At 70.7% G+C, this 4,116-nt stretch carries 2 protein-coding genes; both read left to right on the top strand.

Annotation, left to right across the window (positions count from 1 at the left end; all coding sequences use genetic code 11):
* Positions 1 to 2,441 (top strand): AAA family ATPase (locus ACTWQJ_RS47565; RefSeq protein ID WP_443312599.1); only part of this gene is annotated, 2,441 nt, incomplete at its 5' end.
* Positions 2,442 to 2,651: 210 nt separating this feature from the next.
* A complete protein-coding gene (locus ACTWQJ_RS47560; RefSeq protein ID WP_443312598.1) occupies positions 2,652 to 4,028 on the top strand; it encodes a sugar porter family MFS transporter in 1,377 nt (458 codons plus the stop codon).
* Positions 4,029 to 4,116: the final 88 nt, after the last annotated feature.

Here is a 4,116-nt window from a genome sequence, read left to right as displayed (position 1 = left end):
ACGGCCTCGACGCCGTTGACGCGGAACTGGCCGAGCGGCACGAGGCGGCGAAGCAGCAGCTCGCGCAGGCGGATGCCGCACTCGCCGCCGCCCGTGAGGCGACCACGGCGGCGGAACGCAGCCGGGCCGCGACGCAGGCCCGCCATGAGGCCCTCGCCATGGGACTGCGCCGCAAGGACGGCACCGGCGCCCTGCTCGGCGCGAAGGATCGTCTCACCGGCCTGCTGGGCCCGGCCGCAGAGCTGCTGACGGTGACGCCGGGTCACGAGGTCGCCCTGGCCGCCGCCTTCGGCGCAGCAGCCGACGCCATCGCCGTGACGACCCCGGCATCGGCAGCGGACGCCATCCGCCTCCTGCGCAAACAGGACGCGGGCCGCGCGGCCCTGCTGCTGGCGGGAGCACCGGAGGACACGGACGGGGGAGGCCGGGGTGGCGACCGGAGTGCCGACGTGGGGGCATCGGGCGGGGCGATGCCCGGGGAGCGTGGTGCCGGTGTTTCGGGCGGGGCGATGCCCGGGGGTCGTGGCGCGGATGCTTCAGGCGGGGCGACGACCGCAGACGCCGGTCTCCGGGCCGGTGACGCCTCGCCCCCGGGCGCCGGTGCTCTGCCCGCCGTATCCGGGGAAGCGCACCCCGATGGTCCGTCGTATGCCGCTGATCTCGTGCGGGGACCCTCCGAGCTCATGCCCGCGGTGCGGCGGCTGCTGCGGGGGATCGTCGTCGTCGGGACGCTGGAGGACGCCGAGGAGCTCGTGTACGCGCGGCCCGATCTCACCGCCGTCACCGCCGAGGGGGATCTGCTCGGGGCGCACTTCGCTCACGGAGGGTCCGCCGGGGCGCCCAGTCTGCTCGAGGTGCAGGCGTCGGTGGACGAGGCGGCCGCCGAGCTGGACGAGCTGGCCGTGCGGTGCGAGGAGCTGGCCGAGGTGCAGGCCGCGGCCGGCGAGCGGCGCAAGGAGGCCGCCGCGCTCGTCGAGGACCTGGGTGAACGGCGTCGGGCCGCCGACCGCGAGAAGTCGGCGGTGGCACAGCAGCTCGGCCGGCTCGCCGGGCAGGCCCGGGCGGCCGCGGGGGAGGCCGAGCGCAGCGTCGCCGCCGCGGCACGTGCCCAGGAGGCGCTCGACAAGGCGCTGCAGGAGGTCGAGGAGCTCGCCGAACGGCTCGCCGTCGCCGAGGAGATGCCGGTCGAGGAGGAGCCCGACACCTCCGTACGGGACCGGCTCGCCGCCGACGGCGCCAACGCACGGCAGACCGAGATGGAGGCCCGGCTTCAGGTCCGTACGCACGAGGAACGGGTCAAGGGGCTCGCCGGGCGGGCCGACTCGCGGGACCGGGCCGCCCGCGCGGAACGCGAGGCACGCGCGCGTGCCGAGCAGCGGCGGGCGCGCCTCAGGCACGAGGCGTCCGTCGCACAAGCCGTCGCCTCCGGCGCGCGCCAGCTTCTCGCGCACGTCGAGGTCTCCCTCGCCCGCGCGGACGAGGAGCGCAGCGTCGCCGAGGCGGCCAAGGCACAGCGCGAGCAGGAGCTGGCCGCCGCCCGCACCGAGGGCCGCGACCTCAAGGCCGAGCTCGACAAGCTCACGGACTCCGTGCACCGCGGTGAGGTGCTCGGCGCCGAGAAGCGGCTGCGGATCGAGCAGTTGGAGACCAAGGCGCTGGAAGAGCTGGGGGTGGAGCCGGCGGGGCTGGTCTCCGAGTACGGCCCGCATCAGCTCGTACCGCCCTCGCCGCCCGCCGAGGGCGAGGAGCTGCCGGAGGATCCCGAGCACCCGCGCAACCAGCCGAAGCCGTTCGTCCGGGCGGAGCAGGAGAAGCGGCTGAAGTCGGCCGAGCGGGCGTACCAGCAGCTCGGCAAGGTGAACCCGCTGGCGCTGGAGGAGTTCGCGGCGCTGGAGGAACGGCACAAGTTCCTCAGCGAGCAGCTGGAAGACCTGAAGAAGACGCGTGCCGACCTCCTCCAGGTGGTGAAGGAGGTGGACGAGCGCGTCGAGCAGGTGTTCACCGAGGCCTACCGGGACACGGCCCGGGAGTTCGAGGGCGTCTTCGGCCGGCTGTTCCCGGGCGGCGAGGGCCGGCTCGTGCTGACGGACCCCGACAACATGCTCACCACGGGCGTGGACGTCGAGGCGCGGCCGCCGGGCAAGAAGGTCAAGCGGCTCAGCCTGCTCTCCGGCGGCGAGCGGTCGCTGACGGCCGTGGCGCTGCTGGTGTCGATCTTCAAGGCCCGGCCCAGTCCGTTCTATGTGATGGACGAGGTCGAGGCGGCGCTCGACGACACGAACCTGCAGCGGCTGATCCGGATCATGCAGGAGCTGCAGGAGGCCTCGCAGCTCATCGTCATCACGCACCAGAAGCGGACGATGGAGGTCGCCGACGCGCTGTACGGCGTCTCCATGCAGGGCGACGGTGTGTCGAAGGTCATCAGCCAGCGGCTCCGGTAACTGCGTGCGGTCTACACCTGTCGCCACCTGCGCCTCTAAATGAGTTCAACTTGTGAACGTAAGCCGATACGCCTGCGCGAGAAAGTCACAGCAAAGAACCTATTGACTTCGAAACCTGAAGGAATAGTCTCTGCAACGTTGCTTTTACCTTCAGGTTGAAGGGCTCACCACCACCCCGGCAGCGACGCCGGTGGCCCGAGGAGTTACCACGTGACCAGCACAGCGCAGGCACCTCAGCAAGGAGCCAAGGCGGCACCCCCCGAACATCTGGGGCACGTCGTCTTCATCACCGCCGCAGCCGCCATGGGTGGCTTCCTCTTCGGCTATGACAGCTCCGTCATCAACGGCGCCAACGGCGGCATCCAGGCTCGCTTCGAGCTCAGCTCCGGTGCCACCGGCACCGTCGCCGCCTGCGCCTTGCTGGGCAGTGCCGTCGGTGCCGCCCTCGCCGGCCGGATCGCGGACCGCATCGGCCGTATCCGCGTGATGCAGATCGCGGCGGTGCTGTTCGCCGTGAGTGCCGTCGGCTCCGGCCTTCCGTTCGCCGCGTGGGACCTCGCCGCCTGGCGTGTCCTCGGCGGTATAGCCATCGGTATGGCCTCGGTCATCGGCCCCGCCTACATCGCCGAGGTCGCCCCGCCGGCGTACCGAGGCAGGCTCGCCTCCTTCCAGCAGGCGGCGATCGTCATCGGCATCGCCGTCTCGCAGCTCGTCAACTGGGCCATCCTCAACATGGCCGACGGTGAGGAGCGCGGGGAGATCGCGGGCATCGAGGCCTGGCAGTGGATGCTGGGCGTGATGGTCGTGCCGGCCGTGATCTACGGCCTGCTGTCCTTCGCCATCCCCGAGTCGCCGCGCTTCCTGATCAGCGTGGGCCGGGTCGACGACGCCAAGAAGGTGCTCGCCGACGTCGAGGGCGACATCAACCTGGACGCCCGCGTCGCCGAGATCGACGAGGCCATGCGCAGCGACCACAAGTCGACGTTCCGGGACCTGCTGGGCGGCAGGTTCGGTCTGCTGCCGATCGTCTGGATCGGTATCGGCCTCTCCGTCTTCCAGCAGCTGGTCGGCATCAACGTCATCGACCCGTCGAGCTCGTTCTTCTACTCGTTCGAGACCTCGATCATCAACATCATCGGCACCGTGATCGCGATGATCTTCGTCGACCGCATCGGCCGCAAGCCGCTCGCCCTGATCGGCTCGATCGGTATGGGCGTCTCCCTCGCGCTGGCCGCCTGGTCCTTCTCGTACCAGAACGGCAACGACCCGCTGCCGACCGCCCAGGGTGTTGTCGCGCTGATCGCCGCCAACGCGTTCGTGCTGTTCTTCGCCCTGTCCTGGGGTGTGGTCGTCTGGGTCATGCTCGGTGAGGTCTTCCCGAACAAGATCCGTGCGGCCGCGCTCGGTGTGGCCGCCTCGGCCCAGTGGATCGCCAACTGGGCGATCACGATCACCTTCCCGGACCTGGCGGAGTGGAACCTGTCGCTCACCTACGTGATGTACGCGGTGTTCGCCTTCCTCTCCATCCCGTTCATCCTCAAGTTCCTGCCCGAGACCAAGGGCAAGACGCTGGAGGAGATGGGCTGACCCGCCCCCTGATCTCGGGGAGAAGGGCCAAGTCCCCGCTGCCCCTCTCCTCGTACTCGTGAGAGACGTGCTTCCCCAGATCGCAGAT

Origin of the sequence: Streptomyces sp. KR55, from assembly GCF_052245645.1 — a bacterium.
GTDB lineage: Bacteria > Actinomycetota > Actinomycetes > Streptomycetales > Streptomycetaceae > Streptomyces > Streptomyces flavusporus.
This window is presented reverse-complemented; position numbering and strand designations above follow the sequence as displayed.